The 24,044-nt window shown below is 65.0% G+C and carries 23 protein-coding genes and 1 pseudogene; 17 read left to right on the top strand and 7 right to left on the bottom strand.

The window, feature by feature from the left end; all coding sequences use genetic code 11:
• Positions 1-79 precede the first annotated feature (79 nt).
• From ACVIYL_RS33520 to ACVIYL_RS33505, 4 genes are all read left to right on the top strand, one after another.
• Positions 80-754 carry an FMN-binding negative transcriptional regulator gene (locus tag ACVIYL_RS33520; RefSeq protein ID WP_253608754.1) on the top strand — a complete coding sequence of 225 codons (675 nt, stop codon included), beginning with the start codon at positions 80-82 and terminating at the stop codon, positions 752-754.
• On the top strand, positions 751-1,797 hold the full coding sequence (gene argC, locus ACVIYL_RS33515; protein ID WP_456780618.1) for an N-acetyl-gamma-glutamyl-phosphate reductase: 1,047 nt from the start codon (positions 751-753) through the stop codon (positions 1,795-1,797). The genes ACVIYL_RS33520 and argC (ACVIYL_RS33515) overlap by 4 nt, the downstream gene beginning before the upstream one ends.
• Before the next feature lie 120 nt (positions 1,798-1,917).
• Positions 1,918-2,898 (top strand): N-acetyl-gamma-glutamyl-phosphate reductase, encoded by a 981-nt coding sequence (gene argC, locus ACVIYL_RS33510; RefSeq protein ID WP_253608752.1) that lies wholly within the window; start codon positions 1,918-1,920, stop codon positions 2,896-2,898.
• A gap of 14 nt (positions 2,899-2,912) precedes the next feature.
• Positions 2,913-3,503 (top strand): class I SAM-dependent methyltransferase, encoded by a 591-nt coding sequence (locus tag ACVIYL_RS33505; RefSeq protein WP_456780617.1) that lies wholly within the window; start codon positions 2,913-2,915, stop codon positions 3,501-3,503.
• Between the two features lie 50 nt (positions 3,504-3,553).
• Here ACVIYL_RS33505 and ACVIYL_RS33500 read toward each other — a convergent pair whose 3' ends face one another.
• Positions 3,554-3,952 carry an MAPEG family protein gene (locus ACVIYL_RS33500; protein WP_253608747.1) on the bottom strand — a complete coding sequence of 133 codons (399 nt, stop codon included), beginning with the start codon at positions 3,950-3,952 and terminating at the stop codon, positions 3,554-3,556.
• Between the two features lie 73 nt (positions 3,953-4,025).
• Complete coding sequence (locus ACVIYL_RS33495) at positions 4,026-5,834, bottom strand: PHA/PHB synthase family protein (protein ID WP_253608746.1); 1,809 nt, start codon at positions 5,832-5,834, stop codon at positions 4,026-4,028.
• Between the two features lie 291 nt (positions 5,835-6,125).
• Between ACVIYL_RS33495 and ACVIYL_RS33490 the strand changes: the two genes are divergently transcribed.
• The 7 genes from ACVIYL_RS33490 (at position 6,126) to ACVIYL_RS33460 (ending at position 13,847) form a co-directional block, all read left to right on the top strand.
• Positions 6,126-6,401 (top strand): hypothetical protein, encoded by a 276-nt coding sequence (locus ACVIYL_RS33490; RefSeq protein WP_456780616.1) that lies wholly within the window; start codon positions 6,126-6,128, stop codon positions 6,399-6,401.
• Between the two features lie 218 nt (positions 6,402-6,619).
• Complete coding sequence (locus ACVIYL_RS33485) at positions 6,620-7,840, top strand: LL-diaminopimelate aminotransferase (protein WP_016842955.1); 1,221 nt, start codon at positions 6,620-6,622, stop codon at positions 7,838-7,840.
• A 38-nt stretch (positions 7,841-7,878) separates the two neighbouring features.
• Positions 7,879-9,198, top strand: a complete 1,320-nt coding sequence (locus ACVIYL_RS33480; protein ID WP_028342125.1) for a homoserine dehydrogenase — start codon at positions 7,879-7,881, stop codon at positions 9,196-9,198.
• Between the two features lie 79 nt (positions 9,199-9,277).
• Entirely contained in the window at positions 9,278-10,276 is a 999-nt protein-coding gene (gene glpX, locus ACVIYL_RS33475; RefSeq protein WP_050420275.1) for a class II fructose-bisphosphatase, read from the top strand.
• 120 nt (positions 10,277-10,396) lie between these two features.
• Positions 10,397-11,116, top strand: coding sequence for a haloacid dehalogenase type II (locus ACVIYL_RS33470; RefSeq protein WP_253608742.1), 720 nt, complete (start codon positions 10,397-10,399; stop codon positions 11,114-11,116).
• A 55-nt stretch (positions 11,117-11,171) separates the two neighbouring features.
• Entirely contained in the window at positions 11,172-13,013 is a 1,842-nt protein-coding gene (gene recJ / locus ACVIYL_RS33465; protein ID WP_253608741.1) for a single-stranded-DNA-specific exonuclease RecJ, read from the top strand.
• 18 nt (positions 13,014-13,031) lie between these two features.
• A complete protein-coding gene (locus ACVIYL_RS33460; RefSeq protein ID WP_253608740.1) occupies positions 13,032-13,847 on the top strand; it encodes an SDR family NAD(P)-dependent oxidoreductase in 816 nt (271 codons plus the stop codon).
• Positions 13,848-14,070: 223 nt separating this feature from the next.
• On the opposite strand, the gene ACVIYL_RS33455 is transcribed toward ACVIYL_RS33460, so the two are convergent.
• Both ACVIYL_RS33455 and ACVIYL_RS33450 read right to left on the bottom strand, forming a co-directional pair.
• Positions 14,071-15,306: a lytic murein transglycosylase gene (locus ACVIYL_RS33455; RefSeq protein ID WP_253608739.1), complete on the bottom strand. Its 1,236-nt coding sequence runs from the start codon at positions 15,304-15,306 to the stop codon at positions 14,071-14,073.
• A 113-nt stretch (positions 15,307-15,419) separates the two neighbouring features.
• Complete coding sequence (locus tag ACVIYL_RS33450) at positions 15,420-15,995, bottom strand: MarR family winged helix-turn-helix transcriptional regulator (protein ID WP_456780615.1); 576 nt, start codon at positions 15,993-15,995, stop codon at positions 15,420-15,422.
• A 95-nt stretch (positions 15,996-16,090) separates the two neighbouring features.
• Between ACVIYL_RS33450 and ACVIYL_RS33445 the strand changes: the two genes are divergently transcribed.
• From ACVIYL_RS33445 to ACVIYL_RS33435, 3 genes and pseudogenes are all read left to right on the top strand, one after another.
• On the top strand, positions 16,091-16,570 hold the full coding sequence (locus ACVIYL_RS33445) for a carboxymuconolactone decarboxylase family protein (RefSeq protein ID WP_253608737.1): 480 nt from the start codon (positions 16,091-16,093) through the stop codon (positions 16,568-16,570).
• A gap of 41 nt (positions 16,571-16,611) precedes the next feature.
• Positions 16,612-17,120: pseudogene (locus ACVIYL_RS33440) on the top strand (cupin domain-containing protein).
• Positions 17,121-17,266: 146 nt separating this feature from the next.
• Positions 17,267-18,160: a dihydrodipicolinate synthase family protein gene (locus ACVIYL_RS33435; protein WP_253608735.1), complete on the top strand. Its 894-nt coding sequence runs from the start codon at positions 17,267-17,269 to the stop codon at positions 18,158-18,160.
• Between the two features lie 21 nt (positions 18,161-18,181).
• Here the strand turns inward: ACVIYL_RS33435 and ACVIYL_RS33430 are convergent, their stop codons facing one another.
• The 3 genes from ACVIYL_RS33430 to efp all read right to left on the bottom strand — a co-directional run bounded on the left by ACVIYL_RS33430 (position 18,182) and on the right by efp (position 21,233).
• Complete coding sequence (locus tag ACVIYL_RS33430) at positions 18,182-18,604, bottom strand: DUF805 domain-containing protein (RefSeq protein ID WP_253608734.1); 423 nt, start codon at positions 18,602-18,604, stop codon at positions 18,182-18,184.
• Positions 18,605-18,933: 329 nt separating this feature from the next.
• On the bottom strand, positions 18,934-20,538 hold the full coding sequence (locus ACVIYL_RS33425; protein WP_253608733.1) for a M23 family metallopeptidase: 1,605 nt from the start codon (positions 20,536-20,538) through the stop codon (positions 18,934-18,936).
• 128 nt (positions 20,539-20,666) lie between these two features.
• On the bottom strand, positions 20,667-21,233 hold the full coding sequence (efp, locus tag ACVIYL_RS33420) for an elongation factor P (protein WP_016844580.1): 567 nt from the start codon (positions 21,231-21,233) through the stop codon (positions 20,667-20,669).
• A 416-nt stretch (positions 21,234-21,649) separates the two neighbouring features.
• Between efp and epmA the strand changes: the two genes are divergently transcribed.
• From epmA to ACVIYL_RS33405, 3 genes are read left to right on the top strand one after another with little or no spacing between them, the layout of a single operon-like run.
• Positions 21,650-22,702: an EF-P lysine aminoacylase EpmA gene (gene epmA / locus ACVIYL_RS33415; RefSeq protein WP_253608732.1), complete on the top strand. Its 1,053-nt coding sequence runs from the start codon at positions 21,650-21,652 to the stop codon at positions 22,700-22,702.
• Positions 22,699-23,790 carry a lysine-2,3-aminomutase-like protein gene (locus ACVIYL_RS33410; protein ID WP_456780614.1) on the top strand — a complete coding sequence of 364 codons (1,092 nt, stop codon included), beginning with the start codon at positions 22,699-22,701 and terminating at the stop codon, positions 23,788-23,790. Before epmA ends, ACVIYL_RS33410 begins: the two co-directional genes overlap by 4 nt.
• Positions 23,759-24,010 (top strand): hypothetical protein, encoded by a 252-nt coding sequence (locus tag ACVIYL_RS33405; protein WP_225644190.1) that lies wholly within the window; start codon positions 23,759-23,761, stop codon positions 24,008-24,010. The genes ACVIYL_RS33410 and ACVIYL_RS33405 overlap by 32 nt, the downstream gene beginning before the upstream one ends.
• The last annotated feature ends 34 nt before the right edge of the window (positions 24,011-24,044 follow it).

The raw sequence follows: 24,044 nt of genomic DNA, 5'->3' as shown, positions 1-24,044 counted from the left end.
GACCCGATCCCGCGGCGCTCTCCTGAAAAAGACACGCGGTTCGATCTGGCGGCTCCTTCGTCATGCAGGAGCTTTGACCATGTATACGCCACCGCCCTTCAAGCCTGACCGTGCCGCGAGCCTTGCCTTCGCGGAAGCGCGCGGTTTCGGCATGGCCTGCGCGTGGGACGGCGGCAAGCCGATCGCCTCCGCGCTCCCGTTCTACTTGACTTACGCCGCCGACGGGACGCCGCGGGCGCTGTTTCATGTTGCCCGTCACAATCCGCTGGTAAAGCTGGCGGGCGGGTCACCTTGGCTGCTGGCCGTTACCGGCGCCGACGCCTATGTTTCGCCGGACTGGTACGTGTCACCCGATCAGGTGCCGACCTGGCTCTATCAGGCGGTGCATCTGACCGGGGCGGTGCGGACGTTGTCGGATGACGAGCTTGCCGTTCAGATCGACGCGCTGAGCGCCAAGTTCGAGGACGGGCTGCTGCCGAAAAAGCCGTGGGTGTCGGGCAAGATGACCGCCGCGAGGCTGGAAACCATGAAGAAGGCCATCGTGGGTCTCGAGATGATGGTGGAAGAGGTGGAGGGCAGCTTCAAGCTGAACCAGCACAAGTCTGAAACCGATTTCGCGGCGGTCGGCAACACGCTCGCTTTGCAGGCCGAAGCCGGTGCCCAAGACATCGCGGCCTTGATGCGCGAGGTGCGCCCGCAGGCTTTCGCGCTGATACAGACCGAGATGACTACGCTTCCGAGGAGCGAGCAATGACGAAGAAGAAAATCGGAATTTTGGGCGCGTCCGGCTACACCGGCGCCGACGCGGTGCGCCTGTTGGCGCGGCACCCGAATGCCGAAATCACCGCGCTTACCGCTAACACCCATGCCAGCAAGACGATGAGCGAGGTGTTTCCTCACTTCTTCATGCTCGACCTGCCAAAACTCGTGGAATGGGAAAAGGTCGACTGGACGCGGCTCGATGCCCTGTTCTGCGGACTGCCGCACGGGACGACGCAAGAGATCATCGCCGCGGTGCTGAAAGCCAATCCCAGAATCAAGATCCTCGATATGTCCGCGGACTTCCGGCTGCGCAACAAAGACAGCTATGCGCAATGGTACGGCCATGAGCACCGGGCGCTCGAATTGCAGGACGAGGCGGTCTATGGGCTGACCGAACTCTACCGGGAGGAGGTCACGGCCGCGCGGCTGGTAGCCTGTCCCGGCTGCTATCCGACGGCGGTGCTGCTGGCGCTTGTTCCGCTGGCGAAGGCAAAGCTGATTGACGTCGACGACATCATCATCGACGCAAAGTCGGGCGTCACCGGCGCCGGACGCGGACTGAAGCAGAACACGCTGTTCAGCGAGGCCGGCGAAGGGTTGTCGCCCTATTCGATCGGAAGCCATCGACACTCGGCGGAGATTGAGCAGGAGATTGGCGCGGCCGCTGGCTCGGCTGTGACGGTGAACTTCACCCCGCATCTCATTCCGATGGCGCGGGGTGAGTTCTGCACATCCTATGTCAAGCTCAACGGGGCTACGCCGGACGATTTGCGCGCCGAGCTGGAAAGGGCCTACGCCAACGAGCCGTTCGTATATGTGACGAAGAAGGGTGTGCTGCCACAGACGCAGAACGTGCGTGGTTCGAATTATGTTCAGATCGGCGTCGTCGCCGACCGGATCAAGAACCGCGCCATCGTGCTCTCGACGCTCGATAATCTTGTGAAGGGTTCGGCCGGACAGGCGATCCAGAACATGAACCTGATGTTCGGCTTGCCCGAAACCACTGGACTGGAGCAGATCGCGCTGTTTCCATGAGCGGGGGTTGTTGTCGCTGGCGAGGGGCGCTCAATCTAAGGATAACTGCCCATCCCCGTTGGCGGCGCAGGCGCGGCCAGATGTGTTAAACGAAACGAACGAGCTCGAAAGGAACGTGCCATGACCCTCACCGACACCAACCAACCGAAAACCAGGAGCGGTGCGACCAAGGCCACCGTGTTCGTCGATGGCGCGTCCGGCACGACCGGCCTCGGCATCCAGGAGCGGCTGCTCTCGATCGGCGACGTTGCGGTGAAGCACATCGCCGAGGACAAGCGGAAGGATGCAGGCGCCAAGCGCGCGCTGATGGAGGAGGTGGATCTCGTGATCCTCTGCCTGCCTGACGAGGCCGCCAAGGAGACTGTGGCGCTGATCGACACGATGGGCAATGCCGCGCCGAAAGTGCTCGACGCCTCGACGGCCTATCGCGTTGCGCCCGACTGGGCCTACGGTTTCCCCGAGCTCGCGCCCGACCAGGCCGACAAGATCCGTAACGCGAAGAAGGTCTCCAATCCGGGTTGCTATCCGACCGGCGCGATCGCGCTGCTGCGGCCGATCGTCGACGCCGGCCTGCTGCCGGCGGATTATCCCGTCACTGTCAACGCGGTGAGCGGCTATTCGGGCGGCGGCAAGTCGATGATCGCCAGCTTCGAGGACGGCTCGGCGCCGGCCTTCGAACTCTACGGCCTCGGCTTCGAGCACAAGCACGTGCCGGAGATGCAGCTCTACTCGCATCTGACGCGAAGGCCGATCTTCATCCCGTCGGTCGGCAACTACCGGCAGGGCATGCTGGTCTCGGTGCCGCTGCAACTCGACGCGCTGCCGGGCAAGGTGACCGGTGCCGACCTGCAGGCTGTTCTCGCGAAGTGGTACGCGGGCAGCAAATATGTCTCGGTGATGCCGCTGCAGAACGAGGCCGCCAAGGGCGGGCGGCTCGAGCCGGAGGCGCTCAACGAGACCAACCAGCTCGAGCTCTACGTCTTCGCCAGCGACAAGCACCACCAGGCGGTGCTGGTCGCGCGGCTCGACAATCTGGGCAAGGGCGCCTCGGGTGCCGCGGTCCAGAACATGCGGCTGATGCTCGGGCTGGCCGACAGCTGACGGCGAAGCGGATCGTGGACGACGCCACGCTGCAATTCTATCGGCGCAATGCCGAGACCTATGCCGGGTGGGCGAAAGCCCCGTCCACCCGGCTGATCGGCTTTCTGAAGCTGCTGCCGCCGGGCGGCGCGATCCTCGAACTCGGTTGCGGCGCCGGCAATCATGCCGCTGTCATGCTCGCCGAAGGCTTTGTGCTGCGTGCGACCGACGGGTCGCCCGAGATGGCCGAGGTCGCGGCGCGCCGCATCAATCATCCCGTCGAGGCGATGCTGTTCGACGAGCTCGAGGACCGCGAAGCCTATGACGGCGTCTGGGCCAGCGCCTGCCTGCTGCACGTGCCGCGCGACGAATTGGTCGGCATCATCGGCCGCATCCTTCGGGCGCTGAAACCCGGTGGCTTGTTCTACGCAAGCTACAAGATCGGCCATGGCGATGGCCGCGACAGCATCGGCCGCTACTACAATTATCCCGCGGCGGACTGGCTCGCTGCGACCTACGCCGCCTCAGGGGCGTGGACGCAAGTCTCGTCCGACACCAGCGAGATCAAGAGCTTTGACGAGGCTCCCGCGACGATGCTGCATATCGTGGTGCGCAAGAGCCGGTAGTTGATGCCGCGCCGGCGCGGCTGTCGCCGCAACCGGCGGGAATATTTGGATCAGACGATCTTGAAGATCGCGAGCGCCAGCACCGCCTGGGCGAGGAAGCCGACCGTGAAGGCCACGCTGCGGAACACCGGCAGGCCCAGCGTGTACACGATCAGATGGGCGACGCGGGCCCAGAAATAGACGGCGCAGGCGAGCACGGTCCATTTCGTGGAATAGTCGGCCGCGTTGAGGATCAGGACCAGCGGCGCGAAGATCACGAGGTTCTCGACCGCGTTGTCATGGGCGAACATCAGCCGGTTGGCCCATTCCGCGTGCGGCTTGTCGCCACGCGAGGGATTGCCGATGACGCCGGAGAGGCCGCGCACCTGCCAGCGGTTGATGAGGTAAGGAATCCACAGCAGCCCGGTCAGGATCACCGTCAGCGACAGCCAGAACAGTTCGCGCGTCATCGTCTCCCCCTCACGTGAATTCGATTCCCGACCGTCGGGACCGTCTGTTTATAGCTGAGCGGAAGAGTTGGCGCTACGCGCGGACGCGGACATAGCTGCCCGGGGCGTCCTCGAGCACCTGCGTGCCGTTGGAGCCGACCATGCGCGCCGGGACCGTCTCCGGGTCATGGCTTTCCAGCCAGCCGCGCCAGTCGGGCCACCACGAGCCCTTGTGCTCCTCGGCTCCCTTCAGCCAGTCGGCGAGCTTCATGTCCTTGATGTTGTCGTTGGTCCAGTACTGGTACTTCTTCGACGCGGGTGGATTGACCACGCCGGCGATATGGCCGGAGCCGGACAGCACATATCTCACCGGGCCGCCGAAGAACTGCGAACCGTAGAGCACCGATTCCGCCGGCGCGATGTGATCCTCGCGGGCGGCGAGGTTGTAGACCGGCACCTTCACCTTCGACAGATCGAGCAGCGTGTTGTCCAGCACCATGGTGCCGGTCGACAGCCGGTTCTCCAGATAGCAGTTGCGCAGGTAGTAGGAGTGGTTCGACGACGGCATCCGCGTCGCATCCGAATTCCAGTGCAGCAGGTCGAATGAGGAGGGCGTCTGGCCCTTCAGATAATTGTTCACGACATACGACCAGATCAGGTCGTTCGAGCGCAGCATGTTGAAGGCCATCGCCATCTTGCTGCCCTCGAGCACGCCGGATTCCTGCATGTCGCGTTCGAGCGCCGAGATCTGGTCTTCGTCGACGAACACCAGGAGATCGCCGGCATGGGTGAAGTCGACCTGCGCGGCAAAGAACGTCGCCGACGTCACACGCTGGCGGCGCTTCTCGGCGAGATAGGCGAGCGTCGAGGCGAGCAGGGTGCCGCCGACGCAATAGCCGGCGGTGTGCACCTTCATCTCGCCGGTGACCTTCTCGATGACGTCCATCGCCGTGAGCGGGCCTTCGGTCATGTAGTCGGCCCAGGTCTTCTTGCCGAGCTCCCTGTCCGGATTGACCCAGGAGATCACGAACACCGTGATGCCCTGGTCGACGCACCATTTGATGTAGGATTTCTCGGGGCGCAGATCGAGGATGTAGAACTTGTTGATCCAGGGCGGCACGATCAGGAGCGGCGTGCGCAGCACGTTCTCGGTCGCCGGTGAATACTGGATCAGCTGCATCAGCTCGTTCTGGAAGATCACCTTGCCCGGCGTCGTCGCCATGTTGACGCCGACCTCGAGATTGCTCGAGTCGGACTGGCGGATCCGCAGCGTGCCGTGGCCGGCCTCGATATCCTCGGCCAGCATCTTCATGCCGCGCACCAGATTGTCGCCGTTGGTCTCGACGGTGGCGCGCAGCACCTCCGGATTGGTCAGCACGAAATTCGACGGCGCCAGCGCGTTGGTGATCTGCTGGACGTAGAATTCGGCCTTCTTGCGCGTGTGGGGATCGATCCCGTCGGCGTCATGGACCAGCTGCTGCGCCCATTTCGAGGTCAGCAAATAGAGCTGCAGGATGAAGTCGAAGAACTGGTTCGACTTCCATTCCGGATCCTGGAAGCGCTTGTCGCGCGGGGCCGGGGCGATCGCCGGCTTGGCGTCTGCCTCGCCGGCCATGCGGCGCACCGCCGAGCCCCAGAGATCGAGATAGTCCTTGCCGAGCTGCATCTGCAGCGACGAGGCGCGCTCCTTGTCGGACAGCCAATATTCGGCGATCACGCTGAAGGTCTTGATGACCTCACCGAGCTCATTCGGCGGCTTGTCGCGGACTTCTCCCGTCTGGCGCGGCTTGAGATAGGCTGCCAGCGCCTGGCCGCTGCTCTCCATCGCCCGCGCGATGTTCATGGCGAAGGCTTCGGCGTTGAATTTCGGGGTGGCCTGGGTGTCGGTACTAACGTTGCTCATCTGAGGTACAATATCGCGTCGTTTGGAGGGCGTCATCGCGCGGTGCGGCAACGCAAATCAGTCAAAATCCAGCATTTCGCTCTGTTGCGGTGCGAGAAAAAATCTTTGTTCCGTCATATTGAAGCCTCAGGGTTCGCTTTTGGTGTTCCCGCTTTAAGCGTTTCGGGCGACAATGGTTTGAAACGCTGAAGTCGAAATTAACGCAGCGGGGACGCTGCAAGGCTCGTACCAGTGCGACCCGTGTCGGCAACGTGCGACGTGCGCGCTAGCTTGTTGGGGACAATTCGGCGCATGCCGATCGATCGAATGAACAGGGGGCTCGCGGCCGCAGTGCTGCTCGCGTCGTTGGTGGCGCTGAGCGGGTGCTCGAGCACGATCGCCGATATGACGATGCCGGCCGATGCGCCGGCGCGCGAGAAGGACGCCACCGGCTACCTGCCGGTCCATGATCTTCCGCCCGACCGCGCCGACCCGACGATCAAGCCGGCGGACCAGGTCAAGATCGAGCAGGAGCTGATTGCCGCGCGCGCGCGCCAGGCCTCGACGGCTGCCCAAAGCGGGAAGTAGCACCCGACAAACGGCCGATCAGCGCTGGCGCCGCCCGGTGTCCGTGCTAAAAGAAACCCAGTTCAACCGCAGATCCGGCCGCAGCCCCCAGATCGTGCGCCTGAATTCGCTCTAAGTCATTGATTCAGTGCGATTTCTGTCAGAGGCCGAGCCGGCTTCCGCAAGCTAGGACCAAGGGGGGTCGATTCTGGCATCGCGGTTGTCGGAGCAAGGGTCCCATGGAAGATTTTTACCGCATTCGCCGTCTGCCGCCTTACGTCTTTGAGAAGGTCAACCAGGCCAAGGCGGCCGCGCGCAACGCCGGGGCCGACATCATCGACATGGGCATGGGGAACCCGGACCTGCCGACCCCGCCGCATGTGATCGAGAAGCTCAAGGAGACGCTGGGCAAGCCGCGGACCGACCGCTACTCGGCCTCGCGCGGCATCAACGGCCTGCGCAAGGCCCAGGCCGCCTATTATGCGCGCCGCTTCGGCGTCAAGCTCAACCCCGACACCCAGGTGGTTGCGACGCTCGGCTCGAAGGAGGGGTTTGCCAACGTCGCGCAAGCGATCACGGCGCCCGGCGACGTCGTGCTGTGCCCCAATCCGAGCTACCCGATCCATGCCTTCGGCTTCCTGATGGCGGGCGGCGTGATCCGCTCGGTGCCCTCGGAGCCGACGCCGCAGTTCTTCGAGGCGGTCGAGCGGGCGATCATCCATTCGATCCCGAAGCCGATTGCGCTGATCGTCTGCTATCCGTCGAACCCGACCGCCTATGTCGCGGACCTCGACTTCTACAAGGACCTCGTCGCGTTCGCGAAGAAGCACGACATCTTCATCCTGTCCGATCTCGCCTACGCCGAGGTATATTTCGACGAGAACAATCCGCCGCCGTCGGTGCTGCAGGTGCCCGGCGCGATCGACGTCACCGTCGAGTTCACCTCGATGTCGAAGACGTTCTCGATGGCCGGCTGGCGCATGGGTTTTGCGGTCGGCAACGAGCGGATCATCGCGGCGCTGGCGCGGGTCAAATCCTATCTCGATTACGGTGCGTTCACGCCGGTCCAGGTGGCGGCGACCGCGGCGCTGAACGGTCCCGACGACTGCATCCGCGAGATGCGCGACACCTACCGCAAGCGCCGCGATGCGCTGGTCGAGTCATTCGGCCGCGCCGGCTGGGACATTCCGCCGCCGCAGGCCTCGATGTTCGCCTGGGCGCCGCTGCCCAAGGCGTTCGAGGCGGTCGGCAGCATGCAGTTCGCGACCCTGATGGTGGAGAAATCCGGCGTCGTGGTGTCGCCGGGCGTTGCGTTCGGCGAGCATGGCGAGGGCTATGTCCGCATCGCGATGGTGGAGAACGAGCAGCGCATCCGGCAGGCCGCGCGCGGCGTGCGCCGCTTCCTTGAAAGCGGCATCGAAACGTTGCACAACGTCGTTCCTCTCGCCAACCGACGCTAATCCTTCCAGGTTGCTTAATCTCCAGGTCCCTTAAATCCATGGTCGCACCCCTGAACGTGGGCATAGCGGGGCTCGGCACCGTCGGTGCCGATGTCGTCCGCCTCATCGAAACGCAAGGACGGGCGCTGGCCGAGCGCAGCGGCCGCGGCGTTCGCGTCGTCGCGGTCACGGCGCGCTCGAAAGCCAAGAAGCGCGGCCTCGACCTGCGCGGCATCGCCTGGGCGAAGAGCCCCGAGGCGCTCGCCGAAGATCCCAATATCGACTGCTTCGTCGAATTGATGGGCGGCGCCGGAGATCCCGCGCTGTCCGCGATCGAGACCGCGCTGAAGGCCGGCAAGTCGGTCGTCACCGCCAACAAGGCGTTGATCGCCAAGCATGGACTGCGTCTCGCCGCGGCTGCCGAAAAGCACGGCGGCGCCCTGAATTTCGAGGCGGCGGTCGGTGCGGCGATCCCGGTCATCAAGACGCTGCGCGAGGGCCTCGCGGGCACCAGCGTCAACCGCGTCTACGGCATCCTCAACGGCACCTGCAATTACATCCTGACCCGGATGGAGCAGGAGGGCCTGTCGTTCGAGGAGTGTCTGAAGGACGCCCAGCGGCTCGGCTATGCCGAAGCCAACCCGTCATTCGACGTCGATGGTCATGACACCGCGCAGAAGCTCGCGATCCTGGCCAGCCTCGCCTTCGGAACCAAGGTCGCGGAAAGCGCGGTTTACGTCGAAGGCATCTCCTCGATCACGCCGGAAGACCTCAAGGCCGCCGCGGAACTCGGTTACCGGGTCAAGCTGCTCGGCGTCGCGGTCCGCACGGCAAAGGGCATTGAGCAGCGCGTGCACCCGACCATGGTGCCGAAATCATCCTCGATCGCGCAGGTGATGGGCGTCACCAATGCGGTGGCGATCGACGGCGAGGGGATTCCGCCGATCACGCTGGTGGGACCCGGCGCCGGCGGCGGCGCGACGGCCTCCGCCGTGGTCGCCGACATCGCCGACGTCGCCCGCGGCATCCGCGCTAAGCCGTTCGGCCGTCCGGTGGAGCGGTTGCGCGACACCACCAAGGCGCCGATGGAACGCCATGAAGGTGGCTATTATATCCGCCTGATGGCGCGCGATCTTGCAGGCACTGCCGCAACAATCGCCACCCGGCTGGCGGAACAGAAGATATCTCTGGAATCCATCGTGCAACGGCACCCGGATGGCGTCGATGTGAACGGCGCGGCCAAAAAACCTTCACCGGTCCCGGTCATTCTGATTACCTATGCGACCAGCGAGGATGCCGTGCATCGTGCGCTGGCCGCAGTGCAGCGCGATAAGGTCATCAGCGGGCGGCCGCAGGTGATCCGGATCGAGAAAAACTAGCGCATGGCCTGAACGGGTCGGGCGTGAGACGATTGATGCGGGCAGGCTGCCCTGTCCCAGAGGCTTAAGGAGTACGCCGATGTCGACCCATATTTCCGTTCCGCCGCAGATGCTGCTCGAGCGCATCCTGACGCTCGAAATCGTGCGCGTGACGGAGCGCGCTGCGGTGTCGGCCGCGCGGCTGCGTGGCCACGGCCAGGAGAAGGCCGCCGACAAGGCCGCGGTCGACGCGATGCGGCGCGAGCTCAACAAGCTGCCGATCGAGGGGACGGTCGTAATCGGCGAGGGTGAGCGCGACGAGGCACCGATGCTGTTCATCGGCGAGAAGGTCGGCCTCAATGCTGGCCCGAAGGTCGACATCGCGGTCGACCCGCTCGAAGGCACCACGCTGTGCGCCAAGAACATGCCGGGCTCGATCGCCACGATGGCGATGGCCGACGGCGGCACGCTGCTGCACGCGCCCGACGTCTACATGCAGAAGATCGCGATCGGCCCGGGCTACGCCAAGAACGTGATCGAGCTCGACGCGCCGCCGGCCGACAATGTCCGCCGGCTCGCCAAGGCCAAGGGCGTCGACCCGACCGCCATCAACGTGCTGGTGCTCGATCGTCCGCGCCATGCCGACATCATCAACAGCGTGCGTTCGACCGGCGCTGCCGTGCAGCTGATCACCGACGGCGACGTCGCTGGCGTCATTCACTGTGCGAAACCCGATGAGACCGGCGTCGACATGTATATCGGTACCGGCGGCGCGCCAGAGGGCGTGCTCGCGGCGGTCGCGCTGCGCTGCATCGGCGGCCAGATGCAGTGCCGCCTGATCCTCGACACCGAGGAGAAGCGCGAGCGCGCGCACAAGATGGGCGTCACCGATCCGAAGATGATCTACGGCATCGAGGACATGGCCAAGGGCGACTGCCTGTTCGCCGCTACCGGCGTCACCACCGGCTCGCTGCTGACCGGCGTGAAGTTCAAGAAGGACGTGATCGAGACCGAGACGGTCGTGATGCGCTCGGTCACCGGCACCGTGCGCTACATCAAGGCCGAGCATCGGCAGCTCGAGAAATTCCACCTGGACTAATATCCGCTGTCATTCCGGGGCGTCCGAAGGACGAACCCGGAATCTCGAGGTTCCGGGTTCGATGCTCCGCATCGCCCCGGAACGACAGCGTAAACAACAACAAGAAAAAGGGAGGCACCCATGTCCGATCTGTCCGGGGTCAAGGCGCTGGTATTCGACGTGTTCGGGACCGTGGTCGACTGGCGCACCAGCCTGATCAACGACTTCACCAGATGGGGCGAGACATCAGGTATCAAGGCCGATTGGACCGCGCTGGTCGACGGCTGGCGCGCGGTCTATGCGGCCTCGATGGACGAGGTGCGCAAGAACCCGCAGAACGGCTACGTCATCCTCGACGTCTTGCACCGCCGCTCGCTGGAAAAACTCGTCGCGCAATTCGACATCAAGGGGCTGACCGAGGCCGATTTGCAGCATCTGACGCTGGGCTGGCATCGCCTGCACGCCTGGCCCGACAGCGTCGCCGGCCTGACCCGGCTGAAGACCAAATACATCATCTCACCGCTCTCCAACGGCAACGTCGCGCTGCTCACCAACATGGCGAAGTTCGCAGGGCTCCCGTGGGATCTCGTGATGTCGGCCGAACTGTTCGAGCACTACAAGCCCGATCCGGAAACCTACCTCGGCGCCGCGAAGCTGCTCTGCCTGCCGCCGGAGCAGGTGATGATGGTCGCCGCGCACAATTACGACCTGAAGCACGCGCAGAAGCTCGGCCTGAAGACCGCCTTCGTGGCGCGTCCGACCGAATACGGTCCGCTGCAGAAGTACGATTTCGAGGCCACCGGCGAGTGGGACATCGTGGCCAAGGATTTCGGGGAAATCGCCAGCCGAATGGGCTGCTAGAACTGGTCCACAAATCATCGAAGCGTTACGATTCCTGCCTGATTGGGAAGGGCTCATGACGCTGCACGCATCCGCACTGCCCGTCGAGGCGCCACAGGCGTTCCTCGGCGTGACGCGGTCGCTGACCGGAAAACTCTGGCGCGACCGGCTGGATCCGCGCGGGGCGGCGCGGGCGCTCGCGATCGTGCAGCGCTATCAATTGCCGGAAATGCTGGCGCGCGTGCTGGCGGGGCGCGACGTCGGGATCGACGAGGTTCCCGACTTCCTCGACCCGACCATCCGCAAGCTGATGCCGGATCCTCACACGGTCACCGAGATGGAGCACGCCGCCAAGCGCATCGCGGATGCCGCGGTGCGCGGCGAGAAGGTCGCGATCTTCGGCGACTACGACGTCGACGGCGCGACCTCGGCCGCGCTGCTGACCTGGCATCTGCGCCATTGCGGGCTGGACCCGCTGATCCACATTCCCGACCGTATTTTCGAAGGCTACGGGCCGAACGTCGACGCCGTGCGTGCGCTGGCGGCGAAGGGCGCGACGCTGCTGGTCACGGTCGATTGCGGCACCACCAGCATCGAGCCGCTGGCGGAAGCCAGGAAGCTCGGCATGTCGGTCGTCGTGATCGATCATCACCAGACCGGCGATGTGTTGCCCGAGGTCGACGCGCTGGTGAATCCGAACCGGCCCGACGATCTCTCGGGGCTCGGCCATCTCGCGGCGGTCGGCCTCGTGCTGGTGACCTTGGTCGCGGTCAATCGCGAACTGCGCCAGCGCGGCTTCTGGACCGGCGAGATGCCGGAGCCGGACCTGCTCAGCGTGCTGCATCACGTCGCGCTCGGCACCGTGGCAGACGTCGCGCCGCTGATCGGGCTCAACCGGGCCTTCGTCGCCAAGGGCCTGATCGCGATGCGCCGCCGCGACCATGTCGGCCACACTGCGTTGATGGACGTCGCGCGGCTGAACGGGCCGCCGGAGGCCTGGCATCTCGGCTTCATGCTGGGACCGCGCATCAATGCCGGCGGCCGCATCGGGCGCGCCGATCTCGGCGTGCGGTTGTTGCTCGAAGGCGATATATCCGAAGCCGCGCGGATCGCGGCCGAGCTCGATCGTCTCAACGCCGAGCGGCGCTTGATCGAGCAGGCGGCCGAGGCGCAGGCCGAGGCCGAGGCGCTGGCTTCGCTCGGGCTCGAGGACAAGGGTGCTGTCATCGTCACCGCGGCGGAAGGCTGGCATCCCGGCGTGGTCGGGCTGGTTGCGGCGCGGCTGAAGGAGAAGTTCGCGCGTCCCGCGTTTGCGATCGCGCTGGAGCCCGGCGGCATCGGCACCGGATCGGGCCGTTCGATCGGCGGCGTCGATCTCGGCAAGGCGGTGCGGCAGGCGGTGCACGACGGCCTTTTGATGAAGGGCGGCGGGCACGCGATGGCGGCCGGCGTCACGCTGCGCAAGGAGAAGCTCGCCGAATTCCGCGCCTACATGGAAGGCGCGCTGGCGGCCGACGTCGCCAATTCGCGGCACGAGAACGAGCTGTTCATCGACGGCGCCGTGACCGCGCGCGCGGTGACGCCGGAGTTCGCCGCGACACTCAATCGTGCTGGCCCGTTCGGCAGCGCCAATCCGGAACCGGTGATCGCGCTGCCGTCGCATCAGCTGGTCTATGCCGACGAAGTCGGGCAGGCGCATCTGCGGCTGCGCTTCAAGTCAGGCGACGGCTCCATCGTCAACGGTATCGCGTTCCGTTCCGTCGGACAGAAGCTCGGCAGCGCCTTGACGCAAAATCGCGGCCAGCAATTGCACGTGGCGGGCTCTCTTGCGGTCGACCGTTGGCAAGGCACCGAACGTGTGCAATTCCGTGTCCTCGACGTCGCGGTGCCGGATCAGGGCCCGACGGTGATCCGATAAGAAACGTTGGGAGAGGACATGTCAGGACAGGTAGAAGGCAAGGTCGCGCTGGTGACCGGCGGCGCATCGGGCATTGGCGAGGCCATCGTTGAATTGTTCGCGCAGGAAGGCGCGACCGTTATTGCGACCGATATCGATGAGTTGAGGGGACCCGAGCTCGCCGCGCGGCTCACCAAGGCCGGGCGGAACGTGACCTTCTTGCCGCAGGACGTCACCAGCGAGGAGCGCTGGATCGAAATCATCAGTGAGATCGGCAAGCGCCATGGCCGCCTAGATATCATGGTCTCGAATGCCGGCATCGGCATCGGAGCGCCCTCGATTGTCGAGATGTCGCTCGCGGACTGGCGTCGCCAGACCGCCATCAATATCGACGGCGTATTCCTGTCGGTGAAGCACTCGCTGCCGCTGATGCGCAAGCACGGCGGCGGCTCCATCATCATGATGTCGTCGCTGGCTGGCCTGCGTGGTGCGGCGACCCTTTCCGGCTACAGCGCCACCAAAGGCGCGGTCCGCTTGTTCGCCAAGTCGATCGCGATGGAGTGCGCGCAGGTCAACGACGGTATCCGCGTCAACTCGGTGCATCCCGGCATCATCGACACGCCGATCTGGGGCAAGATCCCGACCGGCGCGACCGGTGCCGGCCAGAACGCGCCGATCGATCCGGAGGAGCGGGCAAGGTTCGCCACGCCACTCGGACGCGCCGGCCAGGCCATCGAGATCGCCCAGGGCGTGCTCTATCTCGCTTCCGACGCGTCGCGCTACGTCACGGGCAGCGAGCTCGTGATCGACGGCGGCATGAATGCCGGCGGCGTGGTGCGGCAGCCTGCGAAATAGTCTCCGTCATTGCGAGGAGCGAAGCGACGAAGCAATCCATAGTCCCGCATATGCGGAGGGATGGATTGCTTCGCTGCGCTCGCAATGACGGTGAGCGGTCAATGTGGCAGCCTGCGAGCCGATAGGAGCGAACTGTCGTAGCCCGCATGAGCGGAGCGATATGCGGGAAATGCGTGCCCGGGTATCGCTTTCGCTCACCCGGGCTACGCAGATCGCATGATGCCTACCCGCCTTGCCGTAGCCGCGCCAGCACCTTGAGCCCGCCGTAACCGTCGGCGGGCAACAGGCCCATCTTGATCTGAAAATCCTTGATCGCCTTCATGGTGTCGTTGCCGACGCGGCCGTCGGTGCCGCCGGTGTCGAAGCCGGCCTTGGTCAGCCGCGTCTGCATCTCCTGCACCTCGGCCAGTGTCAGCGCGCGTTCCGAGCCCGGGAAGGGCTGGATGAAGGGCGGCCCGCCGAGGCAGCGATCGCCGAGATGGCAGATCGCCAGCGCGTAGTTCATCGACGGGTTGTAGCTCTTCACCGAATTGAAGTTCGGACCGAGCAGAAAGGCCGGACCACCCGCGACCGGGATCCACAGTTGCGCTGACGCATTTGGCTGCGGAAACGGCTGGCCGTCGGCGCGGGTCACACCGGCGCTGGCCCAGGCCGCGTAGGTGCGGCTGCCGCTGGCGCCGCCGCCGGGCGCGCGGACCTCGTAGCCCCAATGCTCGCCGCGGTGCCACTTGCCGCGGTTGACGAGATATTTCGCGGTCGAGCCCAGCGCGTCGTCGGGCCGGCCGAACGGCGAGACCTTGCCGTCGCCGTCATAGTCGAAGCCGACATTGAGCCAGACTTCCGGCATCCACTGCGAATGACCCATCGCGCCGGCCCAGGAGCCATTCATCTCCTGAGGCGTGCTCCAGCCGCGCTGCACGATCTTCATCGCGTTGATCAGTTCGGTCTCCCAATAGGCCTTGCGGCGCGGCTCGTTCCAGGCGAGCGCCGCCAGCGACGGAAACACCGGCGTCATGTGGTTCTGCTGCACCAGCGGATCGCCATAGGCGGATTCGACGCCCCACAGCGCGAGCAGCGTGCCGCGCTCGACGCCGAAATCGCGTTCGATCCGGCCGAACAGCGCCTCGTTCTTCTTCAGCGCCTCCTTGCCGTGAATGACCCGCCAGTCGGAGACGCGGCGGTTGATGTACTGCCAGATCTGCTCGTGGAATTCAGGCTGGTTGCGCATCTGCCTGAACACGCTCATGTCGGGCTCGATCCGCCCCATGCAGCGATTCCAGGTCGCCTCCGAGATGCCCTTGGCGAGCGCGCGAGCGCGAAAATTGTCGCGCCACTGGTCGAAGCCCGGAGGGGCGGCGGCGAGCGCGCCGAGCGGATTGACGAGTACCACGCCGGCCGCGAGCCCGGCCTTCAGGACGGCGCGGCGGGCAGGGGATTTCGGAGAATCAGGCTGTTTCATCGGGCCAGTCTAGCGGCGCCGATCGGGTGAGCCAAAAGCCACGCCGCCGCAGGAGCTATAGTTTTGAGCATGACCTCATCGGAAAACCGGTTCCCACTTTTCCGGGTCATGCTCTAGCTATCCTGCAAATCTGTGGCGATTTTTGACAGCCACCGGCGCACCACGTGTTCCGACCTGGCATCGAGGCCGGCGGCGAGCCGGCGTTCCTGGGCCTGGGCGATCTGCCGGCATTTCTCCAGCAGTCTGGTTCCATGGCTGGTCAGGGTCCATTGCAACACGCGGCCGTGGACCGGGTGCGCCGTCTTGCCGATCGCGCCGTCGCGCTCGAGGTTGCGGATGATCACGCTCACGGTCTGCGGCGTCAGCAGCGCGACGCGAGCCAGATCGGCGCCGGAGAGCCCCGGATAGGCCTTCAGCATCGTCAGCACGACGAATTGCGGCGAGGTGACGCCGAGCCGTCCCAGTTGGCGCTCCATCGACAGCCGCGAGGCCGCGTGGGCCTGACGCAGCAGATAGGCGAGATAGCCCTGCTCGCCGCGCTTGCCTTCGCCCGGCGCCGGAACGGAAGGGGCGAACACGACGTCGCCAGCGCTCGATCCCGCATTCACTGCGGCCCTTCGGCCGGCGGCTTTTCCGACTGGACGCCGTTCGGCGGTGCCGAATTTGCCTCGTTTCTGCATTGCCGCCATGTCGCCTGCTGTCGCCTCGGCCGATGCCCGCATCTTGCCGATGATATCAGAGCTCTGATAATATCTCAGTACACTGATAACATGAGGCCGGACCAATGTCACATGCCCGCAAGGAATACACCGACTTCGAGAAGCTCGCGCCCGACGTCTTCGCCGCGGTGCGCGCACTCGGCCAGTTCGCGGCCAAGGCCGGCCTCGACAAGCAGCTGCTCGAACTCGTCAAGCTGCGCGCCTCGCAGATCAACGGCTGTGCGTTCTGCGTGCAGTATCACATCCTGCAGGGCGAGAGCCTCGGCGTGCCCGCCGACAAGCTGAACCTCGTCGTGGTGTGGCGCGAGGCGCCGCAGTTCACGCCGCGCGAGCGCGCCGCGCTGGCCTGGACCGAAGCGTTAACGACCCTGCCGAACGGCGTCAGCGACGAGGTCTATGCCGAGGCCACCGCTGAATTCTCCGAGCAGGAGCTGACTTACCTGACCTCGGCGATCGCATCGATCAATGTCTGGAACCGGTTCGGCGCGGCCTATCGCTGGACGCCGCCGCCGCGCCGGCAGCGCGCGGACGCGGCGGCTTCGTAACGTCGAGACGGATCAAACGGCAACCGACAGGGAGAAAAACAATGACCTCGATGGCGATGACACCATCCCTTCCATTCGCGCGGCCGCCGCGGCCGGTCATGCTGGCCGTGATCGCGGGACTGGTCTCCGCCTTCGTGATCGGGAAGGCACTGCCGACCCCGATGGACGCGATCTCCTCCGTCATCGCGCCGCTGTGCGCCAGCGCCAATGCGGCGTCGCCGCTCGACAAGGTCGAGGTCATCAGCTCGCACGCGCTGCCCAATGTGGCGGGCAAGCGTGTCACGGTGGTGCGCGTGTTCTATGGTCCCGGTGGCTTCACGCCGCCGCACCGCCATTCCGGTTCGGTGACGGCCTACATCACCAAGGGTGAAATCCGCTCACAGCTCGGTGGCGGGCCGGTCGAGACCTTCAAGGTCGGCCAGTCCTTCTTCGAGCCGCCGGGCTCGACCCACATGGTCTCGGCCAATGCGAGCACCACGGAGCCGGCGGAGCTGATCGCGGTGTTCGTGTGGCGGATGAGGGCGCGCAGCTGACCACGATGCTCGATTAGCGATCGGTTGGCGCTCGTTCTGCTAGACATGCGCACTGGACCAGTTTGGTGCCCAGTTCGCGTGAAACTGGACCTTGCGCGCAACGGGGCGTGTCGATTGATTGCAGGACACGTTGCGGCGACGATTGCCGACGAGGGACAAACCGATGATCAGCCTGAAGGGGCTCTCTGCCTTCCCGATCACGCCTTCGAACCGGGATGGACGGGTCGATGTGGGTGCGCTCCGCGCCTTGCTCGACCCCCTGATTGCGGCGAAGGTGGATTCGGTCGGGCTGCTCGGAAGTACCGGCTCATATCCGTATTTCAGCCGCGATGAGCGGCGGCGCGCCGTGCAGGCGGCCACCGCCTTGGCGGACGGCAACACACCAATACTGGTTGGCATCGGCGCACTGCGCACCGACGATGCGGTGCGGCTGGCGAAGGATGCGCGTGATGCCGGCGCGACGGCGGGCCTGTTGGCAGCGGTTTCCTATACGCCGCTGACCGATGACGAGGTCTTTGAGCACTTCCAAACCGTGGCCCGCGAGAGCGGGTTGGCGATCTGCATCTATGACAATCCCGGAACGACTCATTTTCAATTCACGCCGGCTCTCATCGGCCGTCTGAGCCGGGTCGAGGGAATCGTCGCGGTGAAAAGTCCGGCGCTGGATGCTTCGACCGTGGCGGGCCATCTCGGGGAATTGCGGGCTGTGGTTCCGGACGGCGTTGCGTTGGGATACAGCGCCGACTGGAATTGCACCGAGGCGCTGCTGGCGGGCGGAGACACCTGGTACAGCGTTCTCGCAGGAATCTTCCCGAAGGTCTGCGTGGACATCGTGCGCGCCGCGACGAGCGGCGATGCGGCCCGCGCGCGACAGCTCAACGGGCGACTGCAGCCGATTTGGGATCTGTTCAGGACATATTCCAGTCTGCGTGTCGTCTACGCACTTGCCGATCTCAGAGGGGTCTGCACGGCCGAGCCTCCACGTCCGATATTGCCGCTGCCCGCGGACGCTCAGAGGCGGGTCAAGGAGACGTTGGCGGCGATGGAGATCGACTGATCGCAACCACGGCGGAGGGCGCTAGATGCCGGCGCGCGCCATCGGGTCGCGGCCGAACCGGTTGTCACCCTTCGATCCCGGCAGCACGCTCAGCGTTGCGACGAGCGCCAGATAGGGGATCCAGTATTTGACGTGCAGCGCGGCGGCGAGGTGGGGAATGGCGAGGATCGTCAGCGCCCACCAACCCGAGACGTTGAGGTCGTGCAGCCGCTTCACCAGGATCGCCGCGAATGGCCACAATGACAGCATGAGCAGCAAGCGCAGGACGGACAGGTCGTCGGCGGGCGGGCTGCTGTCGTAATAGCGTGGACCGGGGTCGAGCCTTACGCCGACGCGAATGACGAGCATGTCGACCAGCATAAGGCCGAAAAATCCCAGGCTGAATTCCTGCCGGCTGATGCGGCCTTTCACCGAAAGAAAGAACCAGCTGAAGGTCGAGAGCATGCTCGGTTGTGGTCCAGCCTGAATGGGCATCTGATAGAGACTTGCGTCCGATGGTCAAAGCGGGACGGGTTCCCGCCGTTTGCTGCTTCCATCATGATCATTGAAGCTGGCAATTGTCGCCGCGACATGGCGCGCACCGACGCGATTCCGAATGGAACCTGCGGTGGGGCGTTTGCACAATTTCGGAATAATGGAATAATGCCGCTGATTTGCCCGACGTGTCAAGTCGTCGTGTCGAACGACGGCAGCCGCCGGCTCCTTTGCATGGGGTTGTTTTCGATATTTTGGCAGTGCGCCCCGAACCGGTGTCCCCTTCGGTCGACAACACTCTAATTGCCGCCGCCTTCCTGGGTGTCGATGCGATGCACGACGTCGTCGGGCAGGGCATGGGCCACGGCGGCTGCAAGCCCGGGCTCCGGTCCGATCTCGCGGCCGCGGCCGCGGATCAGCCGCTCATAGGCCGACACCAGCGTGGTGTAGGGATTGACCCACAGCCAGCCGTCGCGCGTGAACAGCTGGACGTCGAAATGCAGATGCCGCGATGTGCCGTTGGGGTGGTCGAGATAATTCGAGACCACGCCGATCTTCTCGCCCTCGCTGACGCGGCGCCCGTTGAGCAGGCCGTCGGCATCCATCACTGACGGGTTCATGTGCATGTAGCGGAAACGGACATGCTCGGTGCGGGTGTTGACCTGCAATGTCGCGGCCTGCTGTTGCGCCGAGCGGATCACGATACTGTCGCGCACCGCAACGACCGCCTGCTGCTTGGGGTCGCAGCCATCCTTGCTGTCGACAGGACACGCGCCGGGGCGGATGTCCTGGCCCTGATGGCCGTAGCCGCTGGCGCATTGGCCGACCTCGAAGCTGCGCGCCTCGCAGAAATTGTCTTGCCAGGGATACGTGTCGATGGCCGCGCCGGGCTTGCGCTTGGCGAAAGATTGCGAGTGGGCGAAGGCCGGCGCCTTCTCGAGCGGAAAGCGGATCTGCGAATAGACGGTGAAGTCGGCGTGGCCGCCTTGTTGCCTGCGGCCGCCGCTGCCCGCGACGATGTCGCCGCTCGGGTGGTAGGTGAAGTCGGCGGATTGCACGGCCGGCCGCTCGGCGATATCGGAGGCGACGTCGCTGCGCGGCCGTGACGGCTGGCCGCCGGCGATGCGCAGGGCCTTCAGAAAGCGCTCGGCGACCGGATAGGCCTCGCGGCAGGCCAGCCGCTTCGGCCGCGGCGCGCTGTCGAGGCACTGGATCGAGACCACATAGGGGATTCCGAAGCGGGTGAAGGCGTAGCGGACATAGCCCTCGCGAACGAAGCGGCGCAGGTCCGGAAACTGCGCGGCCAGCGTCCTGACCGGCTCGCCCTTGCCGCCGAGCCGGTCGGCGAGGTCGTAGACGAGGATCGAGCCGGAAATCTGCACCTCGACCGGCTTGGCAAATGTCCGCGGCGGCAGGCCGTCGCCGGCGCCGGGGTCGAGCGAGAACACGGCATCGTAGCCCGACGCACCGGCATGGAAGAAATCGACCGCGCGGAAGTCGGCCTGGTAGCGCGCGATCGACAGGCTGTCCGGCGCACCGTTTTGTCGCGCGTCGAGATAGCTTGCGGGGTCGAACGGCAGCAGCACCGGGATCGGGCTCTGCGCAATGCCGGGAAACAGCGGCGCTGTCACCGCGTTCAACTGCACCAGCGCAGGCGTCGCCCGCGGATCGGTGGCGGGGACGCGGCGCTGGCCTGCGAAAGTGAAGCCGGCGGCGATGGCCGGGCGGCTACCGATCTCCTGCCGCAGCTGGTCGAGCACGGCGCGCCATTCGACCCGCATGGCCGAGATCGATGGCGTTCGGAATTCGTCGGCATGGGCGCCGGGAAGAGGCGAGAGCAGGGCTGCCAGCCAGCAACTGACGAAGCTGACCACCTTCCTGTTCACTGCACACCCCGGGCTCATGTCTGATCGCCCGAGAGACTAAAGCAAGTTCCGGAAAAGTGTGTAGCGGTTTTCGGTAAAGTTGACGCTTAACCAACAAGTTGAGGCGCGGTGACGATTCATTTCAAATCCCACCGCGCCTCAAGCGCTCAGTCCTTGGCGCGTTCGACGTAGGAACCGTCTTCGGTCATGACCACGATGCGCGTGCCCGTGGTGATGTGCGGCGGCACGCCGGTGCGCAGGCCGTTGGACAGCATGGCCGGCTTGTAGGACGAGGAGGCTGTCTGGCCCTTGGTCACGGGCTCGGTCTCGACCACTTCCAGCGTCACGCGCTGCGGCAGCTGGATCGCGACCGGGTTGCCCTCGTGCATCGAGAGCTTCACGGTCATGTTCTCCTGCAGATACGGCGCGGACGAGCCGACGATCTCCTTGGAGACCTGGACCTGGTCGTAGTTGTCGTTGTTCATGAAGTGGAAGCCGTCGCCATCTTCATAGAGGTAGTTGTAGTTGTGGTCCTCGACGGTGGCCTTCTCGACCTGGTCGGTGGTCTTGTAGCGCTCCGAGACCTTCACGCCGTCGCCGATGCGGCGCATTTCGATCTGGCTGACCGGGGTGCCCTTGCCGGGATGAATGTTCTCGGCGGAAAGGACCACATAGAGCTTGCCGTCCTGCTCGATGACGTTGCCCTTGCGGATGGAACTGGCGATGACTTTCAAAGGTGTTTTCCTGAATTTGAGAGCCTAAGGGCGCCAACCGGATCGGCAGCCCCTCGGTCATGGCGGCGATTTCGGGCTGCAACATACTGATTTGTCCCTGAGATGCCAGTCTTTTGCGGCCGAATTCGCAAGGTTGCCAACCGTCCCGGCCGTCCCGATCGGCCCTATTTTTCGGCCATGGGCTCATCCGTTTCAGCGAATCTGCCGATGGGACGCGCGAGCCGTCGTTCAAGTTCAGCCACGTGCGCGCATGGACAAGGTGCGCGTCTTTCGACAAGAAGGGATCAGCCTCGCGGCGTTCCGCGGAGGCTCGGGCTGTGTAGGCTTATGAACTTGCGTAGAATCAATCGGTTGCGCAGTACTCTTGAGTGCGGATGGCGGCTCGTTGATGTTGAATCCATGAGGATGCTCTGGCGATGACAGCTCATGACCGGCCGTCGCCCTGGTGGATGCCGCAGCGCTATGCCGACCGCAGGCCGTTTCTGCAGGCGCGGACGGCGATCACGCGAGCGCTGCGCGCCTGGTTCGAGGAGCAGGGATTTGCCGAGGTCGAGACCGCGATCCTGCAGATCTCGCCGGGCAACGAGACCCATCTGCACGCTCCTCGCACCGAGCTCAGGCAGGCCGATGGCTCACATGCGCCCCGCTATCTGCGCACCTCGCCGGAGTTCGCCTGCAAGAAGCTGCTCGCGGCCGGCGAGCCGAAGATTTACGAGTTCGCGCGGGTGTTCCGCGACCGCGAGCGCGGCGACCTGCATCTGCCCGAATTTACCATGCTGGAATGGTACCGCGCCAATGCCGGCTATGACGCCATCATGGCCGACACGATCGTCGTGATCGCCCATGCGGCGCAGGCGACCGGGATCGGGCGGTTTTCCTTCCGCGGCATGACGGCCGATCCGTTTGCGGAGCCGGAGCTGCTGACGGTCGCGGCGGGTTTCGAGCGCTTCGCCGGCATCGATCTCCTGGCGACGATCTCAGGCGGCGAAGGCGACCGCGAGGCGCTTGCGGCGGCTGCAGCAGCGCGGGTGCGGGTTGCAGATGACGACACCTGGACCGATATCTTCAGCAAGGTGCTGGTCGAGCATATCGAGCCTCATCTGGGACAGGGCCGTCTGACGGTGCTGTTCGAATATCCGTCGCCAGAGGCCGCGCTGGCGCGCACCAAGGCCGGCGATCAGCGCGTCGCCGAGCGTTTCGAGGTCTATGCCTGCGGCGTCGAGCTCGCCAACGGCTTCGGCGAACTGACCGACGCGGCCGAGCAGCGCCATCGTTTCACCGCAGCGATGGACGAGAAGGCCCGCCGTTATGGCGAGCGCTATCCGCTCGATGACGATTTCCTTGCCGCGGTCGGCCAGATGCCGGAGGCCAGCGGCGTCGCGCTCGGCTTCGACCGGCTGGTGATGTTGGCGAGCGGCGCGCCACGAATTGATCAGGTGGTCTGGACGCCGCCTGCGGGAGAGACATGAACAGGATCGATCCAAAACTGGCGGCGACGCTGCGACAGCCGCGCGAGCTGGTCGATGCCGGGCTCGCGCCGGTCGCAGCACTGGCCGGGCTCGAGCGGGTTGCTGCGCGCTACGCGGTCGCGGTGACGCCGGAGCTCGCCGCGCTGATTGATCCGGCCGATCCCGCCGACCCGATCGCGCGGCAGTTCATCCCGAGCGCCGACGAACTCGTCGAGCAGCCGGGCGAGAACGCCGATCCGATCGGCGACGATGCGCATTCGCCGGTCGCCGGAATCGTGCATCGCTATCCCGATCGGGTGTTGTTCAAGCTCGTCCATGTCTGCGCGGTGTATTGCCGGTTCTGTTTCCGGCGCGAAATGGTCGGGCCGGGAAAGGCCTCGGCCTTGTCCGATGACCCCTACCGTGCGGCGCTGGATTACATCCGCAGCCATCCGGAGATCTGGGAAGTCATCCTGACCGGCGGCGATCCCTTGATGCTGTCGCCGCGCAGGCTGACCGAGATCATGGCCGATCTCGCCGACATCAATCATGTGAAGATCGTTCGCCTCCACACCCGTGTTCCGATCGCCGATCCGGGCCGTATCAATCCCGAGATGATCGCGGCACTGCGGGTCGAAGGCGCGACGACCTGGATTGCGATCCATGCCAACCATCCGCGTGAGCTGAGCAACAATGCCCGCGCAGCGTGCGCGCGCCTTGCAGACGCCGGCATTCCCTTGGTAAGCCAGTCCGTCCTGCTGCGCGGCGTCAATGACGATGCCGCGACGCTCGAGGCGCTGATGCGCGGCTTCGTCGAGTGCCGAATCAAGCCCTATTATCTGCATCACGGCGACCTTGCGCCCGGCACAGCGCATTTGCGCACCACGATCGAAACCGGGCAGGAACTGATGCGGGCGTTGCGCGGGCGTGTGTCCGGACTTTGTCAGCCGGATTATGTGCTCGACATCCCCGGCGGCCACGGCAAGGCGCCGATCGGCCCGAGCTATTTGTCGCAGCCGGCTTCCCGCGAACGTGAAGATCCGGTGGAACGGCGCTACCGTATCGTCGATTATTGTGGTGACGTTCATCTTTACCCGCCGCAATCCTGAGGCGGCGATGAGCGGGGCCGGGGACGGACGGCAGGAGCCGCCCGAGGATGAGGGCAACCGCAGCATCGAAAATGCTGTGATGTTCGGCTTCTTTGTGGTGCTGGTCGCCGCGGGAATCTGGCTCCTTGGCACGATGGCCGATATACGGAAGGTACAGGATTGCGCAGCGCAGGGGCGACGCAACTGTGCTACCGTCGAGGTGCCGGAACGGGCGCGATAGGGTTGAGAAGCGGAGACGCGAGATGCGGAAGACA

This window comes from Bradyrhizobium sp. USDA 3315, from assembly GCF_054056795.1.
This window is presented reverse-complemented; position numbering and strand designations above follow the sequence as displayed.